At 70.3% G+C, this 19204-nt stretch carries 15 protein-coding genes; 6 read left to right on the forward strand and 9 right to left on the reverse strand.

The window, feature by feature from the left end; genetic code table 11:
- The first annotated feature begins 82 nt into the window (after positions 1–82).
- Entirely contained in the window at positions 83–865 is a 783-nt protein-coding gene (locus V5F75_RS10315) for a hypothetical protein (RefSeq protein ID WP_394036522.1), read from the forward strand.
- A gap of 138 nt (positions 866–1003) precedes the next feature.
- Positions 1004–1393, forward strand: coding sequence for a TfoX/Sxy family protein (locus V5F75_RS10320; RefSeq protein ID WP_394036524.1), 390 nt, complete (start codon positions 1004–1006; stop codon positions 1391–1393).
- Positions 1394–1673: 280 nt separating this feature from the next.
- On the opposite strand, the gene V5F75_RS10325 is transcribed toward V5F75_RS10320, so the two are convergent.
- Positions 1674–2624, reverse strand: coding sequence for an alpha/beta hydrolase (locus V5F75_RS10325; protein ID WP_394036526.1), 951 nt, complete (start codon positions 2622–2624; stop codon positions 1674–1676).
- Between the two features lie 137 nt (positions 2625–2761).
- Positions 2762–4213, reverse strand: coding sequence for a DEAD/DEAH box helicase (locus V5F75_RS10330; protein WP_394036528.1), 1452 nt, complete (start codon positions 4211–4213; stop codon positions 2762–2764).
- A 274-nt stretch (positions 4214–4487) separates the two neighbouring features.
- On the opposite strand from V5F75_RS10330, the gene V5F75_RS10335 reads away from it, so the two are divergent.
- The gene (locus tag V5F75_RS10335) at positions 4488–5645 is read left to right on the forward strand and encodes an MFS transporter (protein ID WP_394036530.1); all 1158 of its coding nucleotides are present in this window, start codon (positions 4488–4490) and stop codon (positions 5643–5645) included.
- A gap of 126 nt (positions 5646–5771) precedes the next feature.
- Here V5F75_RS10335 and parE read toward each other — a convergent pair whose 3' ends face one another.
- The gene (gene parE, locus V5F75_RS10340) at positions 5772–7811 is read right to left on the reverse strand and encodes a DNA topoisomerase IV subunit B (RefSeq protein WP_394036532.1); all 2040 of its coding nucleotides are present in this window, start codon (positions 7809–7811) and stop codon (positions 5772–5774) included.
- A 235-nt stretch (positions 7812–8046) separates the two neighbouring features.
- Between parE and V5F75_RS10345 the strand changes: the two genes are divergently transcribed.
- The 3 genes from V5F75_RS10345 (at position 8047) to V5F75_RS10355 (ending at position 11981) form a co-directional block, all read left to right on the forward strand.
- Positions 8047–9297: an MgtC/SapB family protein gene (locus V5F75_RS10345; RefSeq protein WP_394036534.1), complete on the forward strand. Its 1251-nt coding sequence runs from the start codon at positions 8047–8049 to the stop codon at positions 9295–9297.
- 83 nt (positions 9298–9380) lie between these two features.
- Positions 9381–11183 carry a single-stranded-DNA-specific exonuclease RecJ gene (recJ, locus tag V5F75_RS10350; protein ID WP_394036536.1) on the forward strand — a complete coding sequence of 601 codons (1803 nt, stop codon included), beginning with the start codon at positions 9381–9383 and terminating at the stop codon, positions 11181–11183.
- Positions 11184–11294: 111 nt separating this feature from the next.
- Positions 11295–11981 carry a YoaK family protein gene (locus V5F75_RS10355; RefSeq protein ID WP_394036538.1) on the forward strand — a complete coding sequence of 229 codons (687 nt, stop codon included), beginning with the start codon at positions 11295–11297 and terminating at the stop codon, positions 11979–11981.
- A 141-nt stretch (positions 11982–12122) separates the two neighbouring features.
- Here V5F75_RS10355 and V5F75_RS10360 read toward each other — a convergent pair whose 3' ends face one another.
- From V5F75_RS10360 to V5F75_RS10385, 6 genes are all read right to left on the reverse strand, one after another.
- Complete coding sequence (locus V5F75_RS10360; protein ID WP_394036540.1) at positions 12123–13514, reverse strand: GntP family permease; 1392 nt, start codon at positions 13512–13514, stop codon at positions 12123–12125.
- Positions 13515–13768: 254 nt separating this feature from the next.
- Positions 13769–14821 (reverse strand): N-acetyl-gamma-glutamyl-phosphate reductase, encoded by a 1053-nt coding sequence (argC, locus tag V5F75_RS10365; protein WP_394036542.1) that lies wholly within the window; start codon positions 14819–14821, stop codon positions 13769–13771.
- Positions 14822–14922: 101 nt separating this feature from the next.
- A complete protein-coding gene (glpX, locus tag V5F75_RS10370; protein ID WP_394036544.1) occupies positions 14923–15897 on the reverse strand; it encodes a class II fructose-bisphosphatase in 975 nt (324 codons plus the stop codon).
- Positions 15898–15942: 45 nt separating this feature from the next.
- The gene (locus V5F75_RS10375) at positions 15943–17247 is read right to left on the reverse strand and encodes a homoserine dehydrogenase (RefSeq protein ID WP_394036546.1); all 1305 of its coding nucleotides are present in this window, start codon (positions 17245–17247) and stop codon (positions 15943–15945) included.
- A gap of 82 nt (positions 17248–17329) precedes the next feature.
- Positions 17330–18550, reverse strand: coding sequence for an LL-diaminopimelate aminotransferase (locus tag V5F75_RS10380; RefSeq protein ID WP_394036548.1), 1221 nt, complete (start codon positions 18548–18550; stop codon positions 17330–17332).
- Between the two features lie 124 nt (positions 18551–18674).
- Complete coding sequence (locus V5F75_RS10385) at positions 18675–18974, reverse strand: hypothetical protein (protein ID WP_394036550.1); 300 nt, start codon at positions 18972–18974, stop codon at positions 18675–18677.
- Between the last annotated feature and the right edge of the window lie 230 nt (positions 18975–19204).

Raw genomic sequence — 19204 nt, forward strand, 5'->3', positions numbered from 1 at the left:
CAAGAGGGAGGTCGGGCTTCCGCCGCCGGATGGGTGGCGACGCCCCGTGCCCGGCCGCCCCGCCATCGCTGGAGATCCGCTTATGACATCCGCCCTGCCGCCCATCACCGCCGTGGTGGCCCACATCGTCGATGCCGTAGAGCGCGCGCCGCTGGTGGAGGAGCCCTTCTGGCACCTCGAGCTTTCGGGCATCTTTCCGCAGGAGCTTTACGGCGCCATGCGCGCCGCCATGCCCGAGGGAAGCGATTATCGCGCGCTCAAGGGCCGCAACAATGTGAACATCATGGCCGACGGCTCGGCCACGCGGGTGAAGATCGACCTCTACCCCGAATACATCCGCCACCTTCCGTCCGAGAAGCGCAGCGTGTGGGCCCTGGTGGGCGAGGCGCTGTGCGCGGATGAGGTGAAGGAGGCGTTCAAGCGGCGGCTTGAGCCCGGCCTCAGCCGCCGCTTCGGCCCGCAATACATGGAGACCGGCCTGTTCCCGGTGCCCATGCTCACGCGCGATGTCGCTGGCTATGAGATCCCGCCCCACACGGACACCAAGTGGAAGGGCATCACCATCCAGTTCTACCTGCCGGAAGACGAGAGCATCGCCCATGTGGGCACGCGCTTCGACCGGCGGCGGGCCGACGGCGGCTTCGAACTTGCCCAGCGCATGCGCTTCGCGCCCAACACCGGCTACGCCTTCGCCGTGGGCCCGGACACCTGGCACTCGGTGGACAAGCTGGGGCCCGAGGTGCGCACGCGCGACACCATTCTCCATACCTATTTCGTGGACAACACGCCCATGCTGGCGTTCCGCAACCGCGGCAAGCGCGTGGGCAACTTCCTGCTCAACGAGCTGCGCAATCTCGGCGGCTGAGGCCATTCGAGCAACGGCGCGCAGCCGTTTTGCATTCGGAATTGCCAGAGGGCATTGAGTTGAAGCGCATCCGGTGACTGGCATGCGCCGGATACGCTTCGGTGCGGCCCTCGGGCCGCGCGGCACGGACACATCGGCATGGACCCGGAAACCATCTGCGACCTGTTCAGCGCCTTCGGGCCGGTGCGCCTGCGGCGCATGTTCGGCGGCGCGGGCATCTATGCCGATGGGGTGATGTTCGCCCTGGAGGCGGGCGGCCTTCTCTACCTGAAGGCCGATGCCGCCTTCGCCGCCGATCTCGCGGAGCGCGGCTCGGCCCCGTTCGGCTATGTGGCAAAGACCGGTCCGCGCACCATCGCGAGCTTCTGGCGCGCGCCCGACACGGCGCTGGACGACGCCGATGACCTCGCCGCCCTCGCGCACAGGGCGCTGGATGTGGCGCGCGCGGCCGCATCGCAGAAGGCCGCGCGGAGCATCGCACGCGCTGCCGGGGGCGCGCCCCGCCGCCGGGTTGCTCCAACCGCGTGAGGGCGCGGGCCGTCACCGCGCGGCGATATGGTGTGTGAGGGCGGTCCATGAGATCGTCAAGCTCCGCCCTCCGCTCCTCCGCGAGGCGCAGGAGGTCCATGTAGACGCCGGGCCGCGGGGAAGTGTGGTCCTGCCGCCAGTCCTGCACCGTGGCCCGCTGGACGCCCGGCGCGCGAGACATCGGGGCTTGCCAGCTCTCTCCCCAGAGGACGCCTCCGGCGCGGGTGACACGGCTATTATCCGTCTTCGGCCATCCAAAAGAGTGAGCGATCCGAACCCGTCACCGTGTGGAAATGAAGTCCGCAAGGGCGGGGATGAGCGCCGGGGCCAGGGGCAGGGCGGGATTCATGTAGGTGGCGAGGTTCTTGTCGCGCTCCGTCGGGGCGGTTTTCAGCACATGGTTCATGCCGGAAATGGAGACGAGGCGCGTGCCGGGACGGGCGGCGGCGAGGCGCTCGGCATCCGCCAAGGAGACCTGGAGATCGCTCGTGCCCTGCACCACGAGCGTAGGGGCGGGGACTTTGGCGAGCGCGCTGGCAGGGTCGAGCGGCAGCCAGGACATCAGATAGGGCTGGATGCCCGAACGGTAGAGGGCGAGAAGTTCCGGTGGCACGTCGGCGGCCGGCTGTCCTTGCTCGAGAGCGGCACAGATGCCGCCCGATCGCGTCCGCAGCGTCTCGGACACGCCGGCATCCGCGAGCTGGCGGGCGATGATCGCGCAGGCGGGCTGTCCCGCGCCGGCGATGAGGATCAGCCCATCCACCGTCCGGCGCTGCGCCGCGAGGGTCGCGACCAGCGCGCCCTCGCTGTGGCCGATCAGGAACACCGGCGCAGGGGAGAGGCCGGCGGCGCGCGCCTGCGCCGTGAGCAATTTGAGCCAGGACAGGGCATCGTCCACATAGGTGTCGAAGCGTAGCTCCGCCTCGCGCGGGGCGCCGGCGGCGCTCGCGGCGACGCCGCGCTTGTCGATGCGCAAGGTGGCGATGCCGCGGGCGGCGAGCCCGTGGGCGAGGAGCTTCAGGCTGTCATTGCGGGCTTGGGGCAGGTTGCCATCCCGGTCCATTGGCCCGGAGCCGGCGAGGATGAGGGCGAGAGGGGCTTGTGTCCGGCCGCGGGGCAGGGCCAGCGTGCCGCGCAAGGGCCCGTTGGCGACCTCATGCTCGCCGAAGGTTTCCATGGAAAGGACGGACAGCGGTGGCGCGGCGGTTTGCAGGATGGCCGTGGCCGGCATGGCCGCCTCGTCCGCCGAGGCGCGGGCATGCGCCACGCAGAGGGCCAGGGGACATGCAAACCACGGCAAATGCCGACGCGCCCCGAAACGGCGCCGCCTGCCCCATGGGAGAGGAGGCACCGGGGGCGCGGCAGTTCTCAGCTCGCCTTCACCCGCACGGGGCGGAGCAGGAAGGCGGGCAGGTGGGACATGTCGGCCGGCTCGTTCACCGGCGCACGCTCGCGGCGGACGGGGCGGGCCTCGGCAGCCTCCTCGCGCTGCGGGCGACGGGGACGCTCGGCACGGGGCTGCTCCTCGGCACGGGCCGGGGCCTCGGCGCGCGGCTGCTCCTTGCGGGGCTCCTTCTCGCGCTCGCGGCGGCCTTCGCCGCTGCCCTCCCTCTCCACCTTGCGCTTGCCGCGCAGGCGGCCACCCTCGCGCTCGCGGCCGTCCTTCCGCTCCTTCTCCCGCGGCGGGGCCTCGCCCAGGGGGGCGCCGTGCCAGGGAATGGCATTGCCGATGAGCTTCTCGATGGCGGCGAGGGACTTGACGTCGGCGTGGGTCACCAGCGTGTAGGCGGTGCCGGAGCGCCCGGCGCGGCCGGTGCGGCCGATGCGGTGCACATAGTCCTCCGCATGGTGGGGCACGTCATAGTTGAAGACGTGACTCACCGCGGGGATGTCGAGGCCTCGCGCCGCGACGTCGGAGGCCACCAGCAGGGTGGCCTCGCCGTTGCGGAACTGGTCCAGGGCCTTGATGCGGGCGTGCTGGTCCATGTCGCCATGCAGGCACACGGCATTGAAGCCATGCTTCTGCAGCGAGCGGTGCAGCACCGCCACATCCCGCTTGCGATTACAGAAGATGATGCCGTTCTGCAGGTTTTCGCTGTCGCGGATCAGGCCCCGCAGCACGTCGCGCTTCTCCCAGTCCTCCCGCCCGGAGGCCACCAGAAGCTGCGCCACCGTGGCGGCGGTGGAGGAGGGCTTGGCCACCTCGATCCGAGCCGGGTTCGACAGGAACTGGTCCACCAGGCGCTGGATCTCCGGCGGCATGGTGGCCGAGAAGAACAGCGTCTGCCGGGTGAAGGGCACGAGCTTGCAGATGCGCTCGATGTCCGGGATGAAGCCCATGTCCAGCATGCGGTCGGCCTCGTCGATGACGAGTACCTCGATGCCGGACAGCAGCAGCCGGCCACGCTCCACGTGGTCGAGCAGGCGGCCGGGGGTGGCGATGAGCACGTCAACGCCGCGCAGGAGCTTTGAGTCCTGGTCGCCGAACGAGACGCCGCCGATGAGCAGCGCCACGTTCAGCTTGTGGTTCTTGCCGTAGCGGACGAAGTTCTCTTCGACCTGGGCGGCAAGCTCGCGCGTCGGCTCCAGAATCAGGGTGCGGGGCATGCGTGCCCGGGCGCGCCCCTGCTCCAGCAGCGTCAGCATGGGGAGGGTGAAGGCCGCGGTCTTGCCGGTTCCGGTCTGCGCGATACCGAGCACATCTCGGTGCGCCAGCACATGCGGAATGGCCTGGGCCTGAATGGGTGTGGGCTGCGTATAGCCCGTGTCGGCGACAGCCGCGAGAACCTTCTCGCTCAGGCCGAGTTCGGAAAATGACATTGCATCTTTTGGATGCGGCGGCGCGCCGCTGATCGAACGTCCCGTGCCGTACGGGCTCAGACGAGTGGTCGTCGGTCGGCGCGCTTGGATTCGACATAACTCGGACGACGGTTAGCACCATATGAAAAACAAGCGCCGTGTCAATGCGTACGTCAGCCTTACCGCTTCGTCAGGGCAGCGCGGGGGCGGGGCATTGCCCGCATGCGGCGTATTGACCTGCTCGCCATGTTGGAGGAGGGCTGTATTCCGCTCCTGTCCCGCCCTGGTTCTGTTCATGCCCTTCCTGCTCGTTCTCGGCCTCGCCACCTTCGCGAGCACGTTTTCCATGCGTGCCGTGGACCCCATGCTCAACATCCTCGCGGCCGATCTGAACGTGACGCTGCAGCAGGTGGCCATGCTGGCGAGCGCCTTCACTTTGCCCTATGCCACCATGCAGCTCGTGTTCGGCCCCATCGGCGATGCGGTGGGCAAGGTGCGGCTCGTGCGGTTCAATCTGGTGCTGCTGACGCTCGGGCTCGCCGCCTCGGCGCTGGCAACCGGCCACCAGATGCTGCTGGCCGCGCGGGTGTTCTCGGGCGCCTTCGCCGGCGGCATCATCCCGGTGGTGCTGGCCATGGTCGGGGACCGGGTGAGCTTCGACAGGCGCCCCGTGGCGCTCAGCCGCATCCTGCTGGCGCTGGTGCTGGGGCAACTCCTGGGCTCCGCCGCCTCGGGCTTCATCGCCGCATGGGTGGGGTGGCGGGAGGTGTTCGCCACGGCGAGCGTCATCGCCGGCGCGGCGGCCCTCGCGACTTTCCTCGGCATCAAGGAGCTGAAGGCGCGCGAGCCGCTCTCCTTCGGCGCCTCCCTCGCCCGCTACGGCACGGTGCTGCGCAACCCCCTCTCCATCAAGGTCTACGCGGTGGTGGCCATCGAGGGCGCCTTCTCCTTCGGGGTGTTCCCCATGGTGGCGCCGCTGATGGTGGCCCATGGCCTGGGCGATGCGGTGGAGGCAGGGCTGGTGCTGGCGGCCTTCGCCATCGGCGGCGCCTTCTACAGCCTCGCGGTGCCGCTGCTGGTGCGCACCCTCGGCCTCGGCGGCATGATGGGCGTGGGCGGGGTGAGCCTCGGCCTGTTGTTCATCGCCTCCGCCCTGGTGCCGCAGCTCATGGTGGTGGCGGGCCTGTTCGCCCTCGGCGGCTTCACCTTCTACATGCTGCACAACGTGTTGCAAATCCTCGCCACGGAGCTGGCGCCGGAGGCGCGCGGCTCGGCGGTGGCGCTGTTCGCCTCGTCCTTCTTCATCGGCCAGGCGCTGGGCGCCTTGGTGATGGCGCAGGCCGCCGCGCGCGCCGGAGTGGAGCCGGTGTTCCTCATGGCCGGCGCGGTGCTGATCGCGCTCGCCTATCCCGCCTCGCGCCTGGCGCCGCGGGGGAGCGGCAAGCCGGGCTGAGGCGGCGGGCGGCTGCCCCGCCCGTCATGCCTGGGGCGGGCGCGGGTCTCCCGCGGACCCCTGCGCCAAGCCTGCGCGGCGCTGGAGCCCCGCCCGGCGCCGGGCCAGGGTCCGGGACTGCCGGTATCAGATGTCGAGCAGATCCTCGTCCGCGAAGGCGGCGTGCTCGGAGATGAAGATGAAGCGCGCCTCCGGCTTGTTGCCCATCAGCCGCTCCACGATGTCGGCGGTGGCGGCGCGCTCGGCATCCTGGATGCTGACGCGCTGGAGGGTGCGCGTCCTCGGGTCCATGGTGGTTTCCTTGAGCTGGGCCGGCATCATCTCGCCGAGGCCCTTGAAGCGGCCCACCTCCACCTTGCCCTTGGCGGTGAACTCCTTCTTCAGCAGCTTTTCCTTGTGGGCGTCGTCACGCGCATAGAGGGTCTTCGCCCCCTGCGTGATGCGGTAGAGCGGCGGCACCGCGAGATAGAGGTGCCCTTCCTCGATGAGGTGCGGCATCTGCCGGAAGAAATACGTGACGAGCAGGGACGCGATGTGGGCGCCGTCCACGTCCGCGTCGGTCATGATGATGACCTTCTCGTAGCGCAGGTCCGCGTCGCGGTAGGTCGATCCGGTGCCGCAGCCCAGCGCCTGGGTGAGGTCCGAGATCTGCTGGTTCTGGGCCAGCTTGTCGCGCCCCGCGCTCGCCACGTTGAGGATCTTGCCGCGCAGGGGCAGCACGGCCTGGGTCTTGCGGTCGCGCGCCTGCTTGGCGGAGCCGCCGGCCGAATCGCCCTCCACGATGAACAGCTCGGAGCCGGCCGCCTCGGTGTTGGAGCAGTCGGCGAGCTTGCCCGGCAGGCGCAGCTTGCGCACCGCCGTCTTGCGGGAGATCTCGCGCTCCTGCTTGCGGCGCAGGCGCTCCTCCGCCCGGTCGATGACATGCTCGAGCAGCCGGCTCGCCTGGTTGGGGTTGGCTGCGAGCCAGTGGTCGAAGGGGTCGCGCAGGGCGCTTTCCACGATACGCGCGGCTTCCGTGGTGGCCAGCCGGTCCTTGGTCTGGCCCTGGAATTCCGGCTCGCGCACGAACACGGAGAGCATGGCGGCGCAGCCGGTGGTCACGTCATCGCCGGTGATGACGGCGCCGCGCTTGCCCTGGCCGGAGCGCTCGGCATGGTCCTTCAGGCCCTTCAGCAGGGCCGCCCGGAGCCCGTTCTCGTGGGTGCCGCCATCGGGCGTGGGAATGGTGTTGCAGTAGGAGGCGATGCCCCCGTCGCCATCGGCCACCCAGGCCACCGCCCACTCCACCGAGCCATGGCCGCCCGGCTTCTGGATGCGGCCAGAGAAGAGGTCCGGATGCACCAGGGTGTGGCCTTCGAGATCGGCGGCGAGATAGTCGCGCAGGCCGCCGGGGAAGCGGAACACCATCTTCTCCGGCACGCCCTCGACGCCCTTGAGAAGCTCCGGGTCGCACGACCAGCGGATCTCGACTCCGCCGAACAGGTAGGCCTTCGAGCGCGCCATGCGGAACACGCGCGCCGGCTCGAAGCGCAGCGCGGGGCCGAAGATCTCGGGGTCGGGGTGGAAGCGCACCCGCGTGCCGCGCCGGTTGGTGATGCGGCCCACCTTCTCCACCGGCCCCTCGGGAAGGCCCTTGGAGAAGCGCTGGCGGTAGAGGGTCTGCTCGCGCGCCACCTCCACCTCCAGGTGGTCGGAGAGGGCGTTCACCACCGAGACGCCCACGCCGTGGAGGCCGCCGGAGGTCTCATAGACCTTGCTGTCGAATTTTCCGCCCGCGTGCAGGGTGGTCATGATGACCTCCAGCGCGGACTTGCCGGGAAACTTGGGGTGGTCCTCCACCGGGATGCCGCGCCCATTGTCGGTCACGGTGAGGTAGCCGTCGGTGCCCAGGTGCACCTCGATGAAGGAGGCGTGGCCCGCCACCGCCTCGTCCATGGAATTGTCCACCACCTCGGCGAACAGGTGGTGCAGCGCCTTGGCATCCGTGCCGCCGATGTACATGCCCGGCCGCCGGCGTACCGGCTCCAGCCCTTCCAGCACCTCGATGTGGGCGGCGGTGTAGTCGGAGGCCATGGTGGGAACGGCGGCAGCCTTGCCCCGCGCCGGCGCCTTGGCAGCAGCGCGGGAGCGGGAGGCGGAGCCGAAGAGATCGTCGGTATCGGACATGGGCCGTCGATAGCAGAGGGCAGGGGACCGCGCACGCGAATCGTGTTCCGGCGCGACCATCGCTGGCCAGATGATGGCAGAGCTTGCGCCTGACGGGAACAAAATAGAAACGCGCCGCGCGCGGGCAGCGGCGCAGCCATGGCGCCAGGAGGCCGCGACCGCATGGCGGACCTCGGCCGCCGGTTCGGCTAGGATCAGCGGAAGCGGCAGTCCCGCCCGAGCGGCCCGGAGCATCATGGACCATCTGATCTTTCACCTCGCGGTCTCCCTCGCCATCGGCCTCCTGGTGGGCGTGGAGCGCGGGTGGCGCGAGCGCAAGGAGGAGGAGGGCAGCCGCACCGCCGGCATCCGCACCTTCGCCTTGATCGGGCTCCTCGGCGGCGTCAGTGCCGCCCTTTCCCAGGCGCTGGCGAGCCCGGCGCTGCTGATCATGGCCGGGCTCGCCGCCAGCGCATTGTTTGCCGCCTTCAAGTATCGCGAGATGGTGCGCGACGACGACTATTCCATTACCGGCATCGTCGCCGCCATCCTGGTGTTCGCCCTCGGCGCGCTGGCGGTGGTGGGCGATACGGAGGCGGCGGCCGCCGGCGCCATCGCCGTCACGGCCCTGCTCGCCGAGCGGGAGATGCTCCACCGCATGGTGCGGCACCTCACCTGGCCGGAGCTGCGCTCGGCCCTGCTGCTGCTGGTGATGACCGTCATCGTGCTGCCCCTGCTGCCGGACCGGACCATCGACCCCTTCGACAGCATCAATCCGCGCCAGATCTGGCTGTTCATGGTGCTTACGGCCACTATCTCGTTCGCCGGCTATGTGGCGGTGAAGGTGGCGGGGCCGGAGAAGGGCATCCTTTTCTCCGCGCTCGGGGGCGCCATGGTGTCCTCCACGGCGGTCACCATCGCCTTTGCCCGGCGCGCCAGCGGCGGCGAGCCCGCGGGCCTGCTGGCGGGGGGCGCGGCGCTGGCGGCCATGGTCTCGGTGCTCCGCGTGCTGGCCATCTGCCTGCTGGTGCGGCCGGAGCTGCTGCTTCATCTCGGCCCGCCGGCCCTGGCCGCCGCCGCCGGCTTCGGCATCTGCGGCCTGCTCATGATGCGCCGGGGCGCGGGCGCGCGGGGGGAGGCCCGGCTCGGCAACCCCATCGACATCGCCCCCCTCGCGGCGTTCGCCGCCCTGTTCGGTGTCGTCTCCGCCGTCAGCGGCTTCCTGCTGAAGGCGGTGGGGCCGGACAGCCTCTATGCGGTGAGCGCGGTCGCCGGCCTCGTGGACGTGGACGTGCCCTCGCTGAACGCCACGCGTCTCGCCGGAAACGGCCTTTCCATGGAGGGCGCGGCCCTGTGCATCCTGATCGCGCTGGGCATGAACGGGGTGGGGCGGGTCGCGTTCGCCGCCGCCGGGGGCACGCGCGCCTTCACCGCGCGCTTTTCCGCCGCCACCGGCGTCGCCGCCGCGGCGGCGCTCGCGATGCTGCTGGTGACGCACGCGCTCTGAGCGGGCGGGGTTGGACGCGGCCGCATGGAGGCCCTGCGCGCGGGTGCCTCGACGCGGCCTTTCCGCTCTGGCTTCATGCCGGCGTGAGCATCGCCCTGACGAATCGCCCCTTCCTCAATGTGTCGCACTCCGCCACCGGCCGCGCCTGGCGGGAGCGGCTCGACGCGCGCGGCGCGCAGACCGCGCTCGCCATGGCCCAGCGCTATGGCGTGAGCGAGTTGCTCGCCCGCGTGCTCGCCGGGCGCGGCGTGGCGCTGGAGGAGGTGGAGACCTATCTCGACCCCGCCATCCGCACCCTGCTGCCCGATCCCGATACCCTGACGGACATGGCCCCCGCCGTGGAGCGCCTCGCCCATGCCGCCATGCGCGGCGAGAGCGTGGCCGTGTTCGGCGACTATGACGTGGACGGCGCCTGCTCCACGGCGCTGCTGGTGGGAGTACTGCGGGCGGCGGGGCTCGACCCCCGCTTCCACATCCCGGATCGCATCTACGAAGGCTACGGCCCCAACGTGCCGGCCATCGAGGCGCTGGCCGCCGAGGGCGTGACGCTGCTGGTGACGGTGGATTGCGGCACCACCTCCGCCGAGCCGCTGGCCGCCGCCCGGCGCCTCGGCATGGACGTGGTGGTGATCGACCACCACCAGGCGAGCGAGGCGCTGCCGCCCGCTCATGCCATCGTCAATCCCAACCGGGAGGACGACCTCTCCGGCCTCGGCCATGTGTGCGCGGCGGGGCTCACCTTCATCACTGCCGTGGGGCTGGTGCGGGCGCTGCGGCAGAAGGGCCATTTCGGCACCGCGCGGCCGGCGCCGGACCTGCTGGAGGCGCTGGACCTCGTGGCCCTGGCGACGGTGGCGGACGTGGTGCCCCTGAAGGGGCTCAACCGCGCCTTCGTCACCAAGGGGCTCATCACCCTCAGGCGGCGCAGCCGGGTGGGCCTCACCGCGCTGATGGACGTGGCGCGGCTCGACGGGCCGCCGCGACCCTATCACCTGGGTTTCATCCTGGGTCCGCGCATCAATGCCGGCGGGCGCATCGGCGATGCCGCCCTGGGCGCGCGCCTGCTGCTCAGCCCCGATCCCATGGAGGCGAAGACCATCGCCGCCGAGCTGGACCGCCTCAACACCGAGCGGCAGGAGGTGGAGCGGGCCATCGTCGCGGCCGCCGAGGCGGAGGCCCAGGCGGCCCTCGGCCTCAACGACGAGGGGCCGGTGGTGGTGGTGAGCGGCGAGGGCTGGCACCCCGGCGTGGTGGGCCTCGTCGCCTCGCGGCTCAAGGAGCGCTTCCAGCGCCCGGCCTTCGCCATCGCCCTCAACGGGGCGACGGGCACCGGCTCCGGCCGCTCGGTGCCGGGGGTGGACCTCGGCCGCGCTGTGCGCGAGGCGGTGGAGAAGGGGCTGCTGGTGAAGGGCGGCGGCCACGCCATGGCGGCCGGCCTCACCGTGGAGCGCGCCCGCCTCGGCGATCTGCGCGCCCATCTGGAGACGAAGCTCTCCGCCGATGTGGAGCGCGCCCGCGCCGAGGGCGCATTGACGGTGGATGGCGCCCTGACTGCCGCCGCCGCCACCCCGGCGCTGGCCGAGACCATCGCCCGCGCCGGGCCCTTCGGCGCAGGCAATGCCGAGCCGGTGTTCGCCTTCCCCAACCACAAGCTCGCTTATGTGGAGAGCTTCGGCGCCGGCCACGTGCGGGCGCGGCTCATGGCGGGCGACGGATCGGGCCTGCGGGCGGTGGCGTTCCGCGTGGCGGAGGAGCCGCTGGGCCGCGCCCTGCTGGCGGCGCGCGGGCGCCCGCTGCACGTGGCGGGCACGCTGGAGCCCGACACCTGGCAGGGCGAGACGCGGGTCTCCCTGCGCATCAAGGATGTGGCCGAGATGGGGGGCTGAGGCCGCGCTCGGCAGCGGACGCGGGCGGCGGCATATGGCGGTGCGGCCATGGCGCCGGCGGGGCATTATCCGCGCCGGTGCGTCGATTCTGCGGGGGTTCGCGTGCGCCGGGTGTTGCCGATATTGCTGTGCTTCAATGCGGGCTTCGTGGATACGGCGGGCTTCGTGGCCCTGGGCGGGCTCTTCACCGCCCATGTGACGGGAAACATCGTCACCTTCTCCGCCGCGGTGGCCGAGGGCCGCGCGCCTGACATCGGGAAGGTCATCGCCATTCCGGTGTTCGCGGCGGTGGTGGCGGCGGCGCACCTGCTGGGCAGGGCCATGGCGATGCGCGGCCACAGCGACTTCCGCATCCTCATGGCCATGAAGCTGGTGCTGCTGGCCCATGCGGCCCTGGTGGCGATCACCCTCGGGCCGTTCCTCGATCCCGATGCGCCGAGCGCGCTGATGACCGCCATGACCCTGGTGAGCGCCATGGCGCTGCAGAACGCCCTGCACCGCACCCATCTGAAGGACCTGCCGCCCTCCACCATGGTCACCGGCACCATCACCCAGATCCTGGTGGATGCCATGGCCCTGTGGCGCCCCCATCCGGAAACCGACCGCCCCGCCACCCGCGAGCGCCTGGTCCGCTTCAGCGCCAATTTCGCCGCCTTCGTCGGCGGCTGCGGCATGGCGGCTTTCCTGTACCTGCTGCTGGGCATGTGGGCGCTGATGGTGCCGCCGCTGGTGGCGGCCGCCGAAATCTTCTCCCTGCCTCCGGAAGCGGAGGCCGGGAAGGGCGGCGGGAGGCGCTGAAGCCGCGCTCCCAAATGAAAAACCCCCGCGCACCGGCTGGCGCGCGGGGGTCTCTGCTGGGTCTCGCCATGGGCCTTGGCAAGGCCCGGGCGGGGTGCGCGAAAGGCGCTCGGCGCCGGCCGGGGACCGGCGCCGATGGTCTCAGTAAAGGCCCGTGAGCCAGTAGAAGGCGATGACGAAGAACACCGCCGCCGTCTTGATGAGGGTGATGGCGAAGATATCGCCATAGGACTGGCGGTGCGTGAGCCCGGTCACCGCGAGCAGGGTGATGACCGCGCCGTTGTGGGGCAGGGTGTCCATGCCGCCGGAGGCCATGGAGGCCACGCGGCTCATCACCTCCAGCGGGATGCCGTAGGCGTGGGCCTGGGCGATGAACTGCTCCGACATGGCCGCGAGCGCGATCGAGAGGCCGCCCGACGCCGAGCCGGTGATGCCGGCCAGGGTGGTGACGGTGATCGCCTCGTTGATGAGCGGATGGGGGATCGCCGACAGGGCCGACTTGATGACCAGGAAGCCCGGCAGGGCCGCGATCACCGCGCCGAAGCCGTATTCGGTGGCGGTGTTCAGGCTGGCGAGCAGGGCGCCGCCCACGGCATCCTTGGAGCCGCCGGAGAACTTGCCGGCGATGGCCTTGAAGCCGAGGACGGTCACCGTGACGATGCCCAGGAGCAGCGCCGCCTGCACCGCCCAGATGGCCGCCCAGGTGGCCGTGGGCACGCTCACCGCCGCCGCGCCGGGCACCAGCGTGGCGCTGGCCGTGGGCTCGAACCAGGTGGGGATGAGGCGGGCGAAGATCAGGTTGGCGATGCCCACCACCACCAGCGGGGAGAGGGCGAGCAGGGGCGAGACCAGCGGCACGCTCTCGTCCACCACCACCTCGTTGAGGTGGCCGGTGCCGTAGCCCTCGCCCTTCTTCTGCGCCTGCTTGCGGCGGAACTCCAGGTAGGAGAGGCCGACCACCAGGATGAAGGCCGTGCCCACGAAGCCGAGGATCGGCGCGGCGTAGGCGGTGGTCTTGAAGAAGGTGGTGGGGATGATGTTCTGGATCTGCGGGGTGCCCGGCAGGGTGTCCATGGTGAAGGAGAAGGCGCCGAGCGCCACCACCGCCGGCAGCAGGCGCTTGGGAATGCCCACCTGGCGGAACATTTCCGCGCCGAACGGATAGACCGCGAACACCACCACGAACAGCGAAACGCCGCCATAGGTGAGCAGCGCGCCCACCAGCACGATGGACAGGATGGCGCGCGAGGGCCCCAGCAGCTTCACGATGGCCGAGACGATGGAGCGCGAGAAGCCCGACAGCTCGATGAGCTTGCCGAACACCGCGCCCAGCAGGAACACGGGGAAGTAGAGCTTGATGAAGCCCACCATCTTTTCCATGAACAGGCCGGAAAAGACGACGGGAACCGCGCCGGGATCGGTCAAAAGCACCGCGCCGAGGGCGGCGACCGGCGCGAACAGGATGACGCTGAAGCCGCGGTAGGCCACGAACATCAGGAAGAAGAGCGCCGCTAGGCAGATGATGAAGCTCATCGGCGTTGAATCCAAAAGGCACGAATGGAGGGAACGTCGAGTCGAAATGCCTGTGCATGCACAGGCATGGGGAAGCTATCCTGCCATAATCGAGGCGGCGACTCGTTCCAGGTTGATATCCACCACGATATTTACGATTTGGTAACCATGCCGTAACGGAACGATATCTCCGCAGACGAGCTTCCCTTACGAAAACGACCGCCACGGCGGGGCCGAGGCGGTCGTCGAAGGCCGAAGCCGGCGGGGCCGCCGGGTCAGGGCATCAGGGCGATCTGCTCCAGGCCCATGGCTTCCGGGAAGCCGAGCACCAGATTCATGTTCTGCACCGCCTGGCCGGAGGCGCCCTTCACCAGGTTGTCCAGCGTGGACAGGATGACGGCGCGGCCGGGCACGCGATCCGCCACCACGCCGATGAACACCATGTTGGAGCCGCGCACGTGGCGCGACTGCGGCACCGCCCCGAACGGGAGCACGTGCACGAAGCCCTCGCCCTTGTAATAGGTGGCGATGAGATTGTGCAGGTCCTGCGCGGTGGCGCCGGTGGTGCGCACGTAGATGGTGGCGTAGATGCCCCGGTTCATGGGCGCCAGCACCGGCACGAACATGGGTGCCACCGGGCGGCCGGCGGCCTTGGTATATTCCTGGTCCAGCTCGGCCATGTGGCGGTGCGAGCCCACCGAATAGGCGTGGATGCCCTCCGAAACCTCGGAGAACAGCATCGCCTCCTTGGCGGAGCGCCCGGCGCCGGACATGCCGGTCTTGGAATCGATCACGATGGTCTCGGGGTCGATGGCGCCGGCTTCCAGCAGCGGCACCACCGGCAGGATGGAAGTGGTGGTGTGGCAGCCGGGATTGGCCACCAGCCGCGCCTTGCGGATCTCCTCGCGATAGATCTCGACGAGGCCGAACACCGCCTCCTGCTGCAGCTCCAGGGCGGCGTGGGGGTGGCCGTACCACTGCTCGTAGGCGCCGGGATCCGTCAGCCGGAAGTCGGCGGAGAGGTCCACCACCTTCACCGTCGGCGAGGCCGCCAGCACCTTGCGGATGACCTCCTGCGTGGTGCCGTGGGGCAGGGCGCAGAACACGAGGTCCACGGCGGTGAAGTCCACCGCGTCGATGGTCACGAGCGTGGGCAGGGGGAAGGGCGCGAACTGGGGGAAGACGTCGGCCATGGACATGCCGGCCTTGCGGTCGGCTGTGAGGGCGACGATTTCGACCCGCGGGTGGCGCAGCAGCAGGCGCACCAGCTCGGAACCGGTGTAGCCGGAGGCGCCGAGAACCGCGATCCTTGCCTTTGCTTCCGCCATCTTGCTCTCCTCGCCTCATCGCCCGCGACCGGTGCGGGCACCCTGGGGCGAAGCTCTCTACACCCTTCCCGTATCAGGGAAAAGACAGCCGCGCGGGGGGCCTACGCCTCGATGCGGAACTTGCGGAAATCGCGGTGCTGGGTGGTGATGCGGCGCACGGTGCCGGTGGCGGCGCGCAGCACCACGGTGTCGGTCTCGATCACCTCGCGGCCGAAGCGCACGCCCTTCAGCAGCGCGCCGTCGGTGATGCCGGTGGCGGAGACGATGCAGTCGCCCCGCACCATCTCCTCAAGCTGGTAGATCTTGGAGCCGTCGCGGATGCCGAGCGCCTTGGCCTGCTCGCGCTTCCTCTCGCTGTCGATGACGAGGCGGCCCTGCATCTGCCCGCCGATGCAGCGCAGCGCCGCCGCCGCCAGCACTCCTTCCGCCGCGCCGCCGAGGCCGAGGTAGATGTCCACCCCGCTCTCTTCCGGATTGGTGGTGTGGATGATGCCGGCCACGTCGCCGTCGGTGATGAGCTTGATGGCCGCGCCGGTCCTGCGCACCGCCTCGATGAGCGGGGCGTGGCGGGGGCGGTCCAGGATGAGGGCGGTGATCTCCGAGGGCGGCACGCCCTTGGCCTCCGCCAGCGCGCGCACGTTCTCCTCCGGCGCCTGCGAGAGCGAGACGATGCCCTCCGGATAGCCGGGCCCGATGGCGAGCTTCTCCATGTAGACCGGCGGCACCTTCAGCAGCGAATCCGCCTCGGCGATGGCGAGCACCGAGATGGAGCCCTCCATGTTCTTGGCGCACAGGGTGGTGCCTTCGAGCGCATCCACCGCCAGGTCCACCTTCTCGCCGCCGGTGCCGAACGTCTCGCCAACGAACAGCAGCTCGACCTCATCCTTCACGCCTTCGCCGATGACGAGGGTGCCGTTCACCGGCAGGCCCTTCATCTCGCGGTGGCAGGCGGCCATGGCCGCGAGGTCGGCGGCCTGCTCGTCGCCACGGCCGCGCAGCCGGGCGGCGGCCACGGCGCTGCGCTCGGTGATCTGGGCCAGATCGAGGGCGAGGCGGCGGTCCAGTGTCTGGGGCATTCTCTGGGCCAGGGGAGCGGCGCACATGATTCGAAACCTCTCGCCTCAGTCCTTCTCGATGCGGATCACCTGCGGGAGCGAGCTCACCACGCCATCCGCCTCGATGGCGGCGATGGCGCGCCGCACGGCCGCCTCCGAAGTGGCGTAGGTGATGAGGATCACCCGCGCCGTGCCCTGGGCGCGCTCGCCCTGCGCGCCGTCGGGGCGGCGCTGCACGATGGATTCCAGCGAGATGCCCTCGTCCGCCATGCGGCGGGCGATGGTGGCCGCGGTGCCGGGCTTGTTCACCACCGAAAGGCGGATGTAGTAGCCGCCCTCATGGCGCTGCATGGGCGCGCGCTCGGGCTTCATCAGGGTGGCCACCGGCTGGCCGAAGGCGAAGCCCCTGGCGCCGCGCGCCACGTCCGCGAGGTCGCCCACCACGGCGGAAGCGGTGGCGTCGCCGCCCGCGCCGGGGCCCACCAGGGTGAGGTTCACCGCGTCCGCGTCCACCGCCACCGCGTTGGTGACGCCGGAAACCTGGGCGATGGGCCAGTGCCTGGGCACCATGGTGGGATGCACGCGCTGCTCGATGCCGGTCTCGGTGCGCAGGGCGACACCCAGCAGCTTCACCTTGTAGCCGAGGTCGTCGGCGGCCTCGATATCCTCCAGGGTGAGCTGGCGGATGCCCTCCACATAGATGGCGTCGGCATCCACCTGGGTGCCGAAGGCGAGCGAGGTGAGGATGGCGAGCTTGTGGGCGGTGTCGAAGCCATCGATGTCGAAGGTGGGGTCGGCCTCCGCATAGCCCAGGCGCTGGGCCTCGGCGAGGCAGGTGTCGAAGGCGAGCTTCTCGTCCGCCATGCGGGTGAGCATGTAGTTGCAGGTGCCGTTGAGGATGCCGGACACCCGCTCCACCGCGTTGCCCGAGAGCGATTCGCGCAGGGTCTTCACGATGGGGATGCCGCCGGCCACCGCCGCCTCGAAATGGAGGCTGGCGCCGGTGGCCTCGGCCCGCCGGGCCAGCTCCGCGCCCCGTTTGGCGAGCAGGGCCTTGTTCGCGGTCACCACCGGGCGGCCGAGGTCGAGCGCCGCCAGCACCGCGGCCTTGGCCGGATCGTCGGCCCCGCCCATGAGCTCCACGAAGACGTCGATGCCGGGGTCGCGGGCCAGCGCCACAGGGTCCTCGTGCCAGCGCACGCCGGAAAGATCGACCCCGCGGTCGCGGGTCCGGTCGCGGGCGGCGACCGCCACCACCTTGATGCCGCGGCCGGTGCGGGCGGCAAGGTCGCCTGCGCGCCGTTCGAGCATGCGGATGACGGCGGCGCCGACGGTGCCGAGGCCGGCGAGGCCCACTTTCAAGTCGCTCATGGATCGGACCGGTTCTTCGGTGGGAACAGGACGCCCGCGCGGGGCGGGCGTGATGTCTGGAGGGAGTGCCGCGCCGGCGCCGTCAGCCGGCGGCGGTCAGGGGCACCACGTTGTGGAGGGTGTGGCCGGCCTGGTCGAAGAAGCGGCGGATGTTGCGCGCCGCCTGGCGGATGCGCTGCTCGTTCTCCACCACCGCGATGCGCACGAAGCCGTCGCCGTGCTCGCCGAAGCCGACGCCCGGCGCCACCGCCACTTCCGCCTTCTCGATGAGGAGCTTGGCGAACTCCACCGATCCCATGGCGCGGAAGGGCTCGGGGATGGGGGCCCAGGCGAACATGGAGGCCTTGGGCGAGGGCACGGTGAAGCCGGCGCGGCCGAAGGAGTCCACCAGCGCGTCACGGCGCTTCTTGTAGGTCTCCCGCATCTCGGCAACGCACTCCTGCGGGCCGTTGAGGGCGGCGGTGGCGGCCACCTGGATCGGCGTGTAGGCGCCGTAGTCGAGATAGGACTTCACGCGCGAGAGCGCGGCGATGAGGCGCTCGTTGCCCACCGCGAAGCCCATGCGCCAGCCGGCCATGGAATAGGTCTTGGACATGGAGGTGAACTCCACCGTCACGTCCATGGCGCCCGGCACCTGCAGCACGGAGGGCGGCGGGTTGTCGTCGAAATAGAGCTCGGCATAGGCGAGGTCGGAGAGAACGATCAGCTCGTTCTTCTTCGCGAAGGCCACCACGTCCTTGTAGAATTCAAGATCCGCCACGCACGCCGTGGGATTGGACGGATAGCACAGCACCACAGCGATGGGCTTGGGAATGGAGTGGCGCACCGCCCGCTCCATGGCATGGAAGAACTCCGGCCCCGGCTCCACCGGCACCGAGCGGATGACGCCGCCCGCCATGAGGAAGCCGAAGGCGTGGATGGGATAGGAGGGATTGGGGGTGAGGATCACGTCGCCGGGCGCGGTGATGGCCTGCGCCATGTTGGCGAAGCCTTCCTTCGAGCCGAGGGTGGCCACCACGTGGCGCTCCGGGTCCAGCTTCACGCCGAACCGCCGCTCGTAATAGCCGGCCTGCGCCCGGCGCAGACCGGGTATGCCCTTGGAGGCGGAGTAGCGATCGGTGCGGGGGCGGCCGATGGTCTCCTTGAGCTTCTCGATCACATGCGCGGGCGCTTCCAGGTCCGGGTTGCCCATGCCGAGGTCGATGATGTCCACCCCGGCATTGCGGGCGGCGGCCTTCACACGGTTCACTTGCTCGAACACGTAGGGCGGCAGCCGGCGAATGCGGTGGAAATCGGTGGTCATCGTATTGCTCCAGGGTGCCGCGCGTCTTGTCACTCCCGGCGCGGCGGACGGGTCTTTTAGCACTCTTCGCGGAATCAAGAAGCAACGAATGCGATGGTTCTGGGGCGAAGAGGCGTGTGAGGCATCAATTCCCGGGTGTCGCGGCGGCCTGGGTGGCGGCGTCGGCCTTGGCCACGTTCGCCTGCGAGGCGCGCTCGAGGTCGCCCTGCAGCTTGGCGCGGTCGGCCTCGGAAAGCGGCTGCGCGCCGGCGCGTGTGGTGGTGCCCAGGGTGGGGTGGGAATCACCTTGGACTTCCGGTACCTGCGGATTGGGCGGCAGGAGCGACGAGAGCGCGCCGTCGCCCGAGCAGCCGGCGAGGGCGCCCGCCGCCGCGAGCAGCGCCAGGACGAGGCGGGTCCGGTTGCAGGGGCGCATCATGGACATGACTGCACGCGTGTCCCTCGGGTTGTGGGCGGCCTCCGTAGTCCCGCGAGGCTCGATCCGGGTGCGTTCGTCCGCTAATATGCGCAAAAATCGGAAACGCGAAACAAGCGACACCAAAGTCCGCTAAAAAAGCGGAACGCAACAAGGGGATGGCGGAATGTCCGCACGCGAGGGAACGCCCGACATCGAATTTCCGCAGGCCTTCGCGCCGCGCCCTTCCGGGGCGGGCG

The sequence above is a fragment of the Xanthobacter albus genome, assembly GCF_043194895.2.
Lineage (GTDB): Bacteria > Pseudomonadota > Alphaproteobacteria > Rhizobiales > Xanthobacteraceae > Xanthobacter.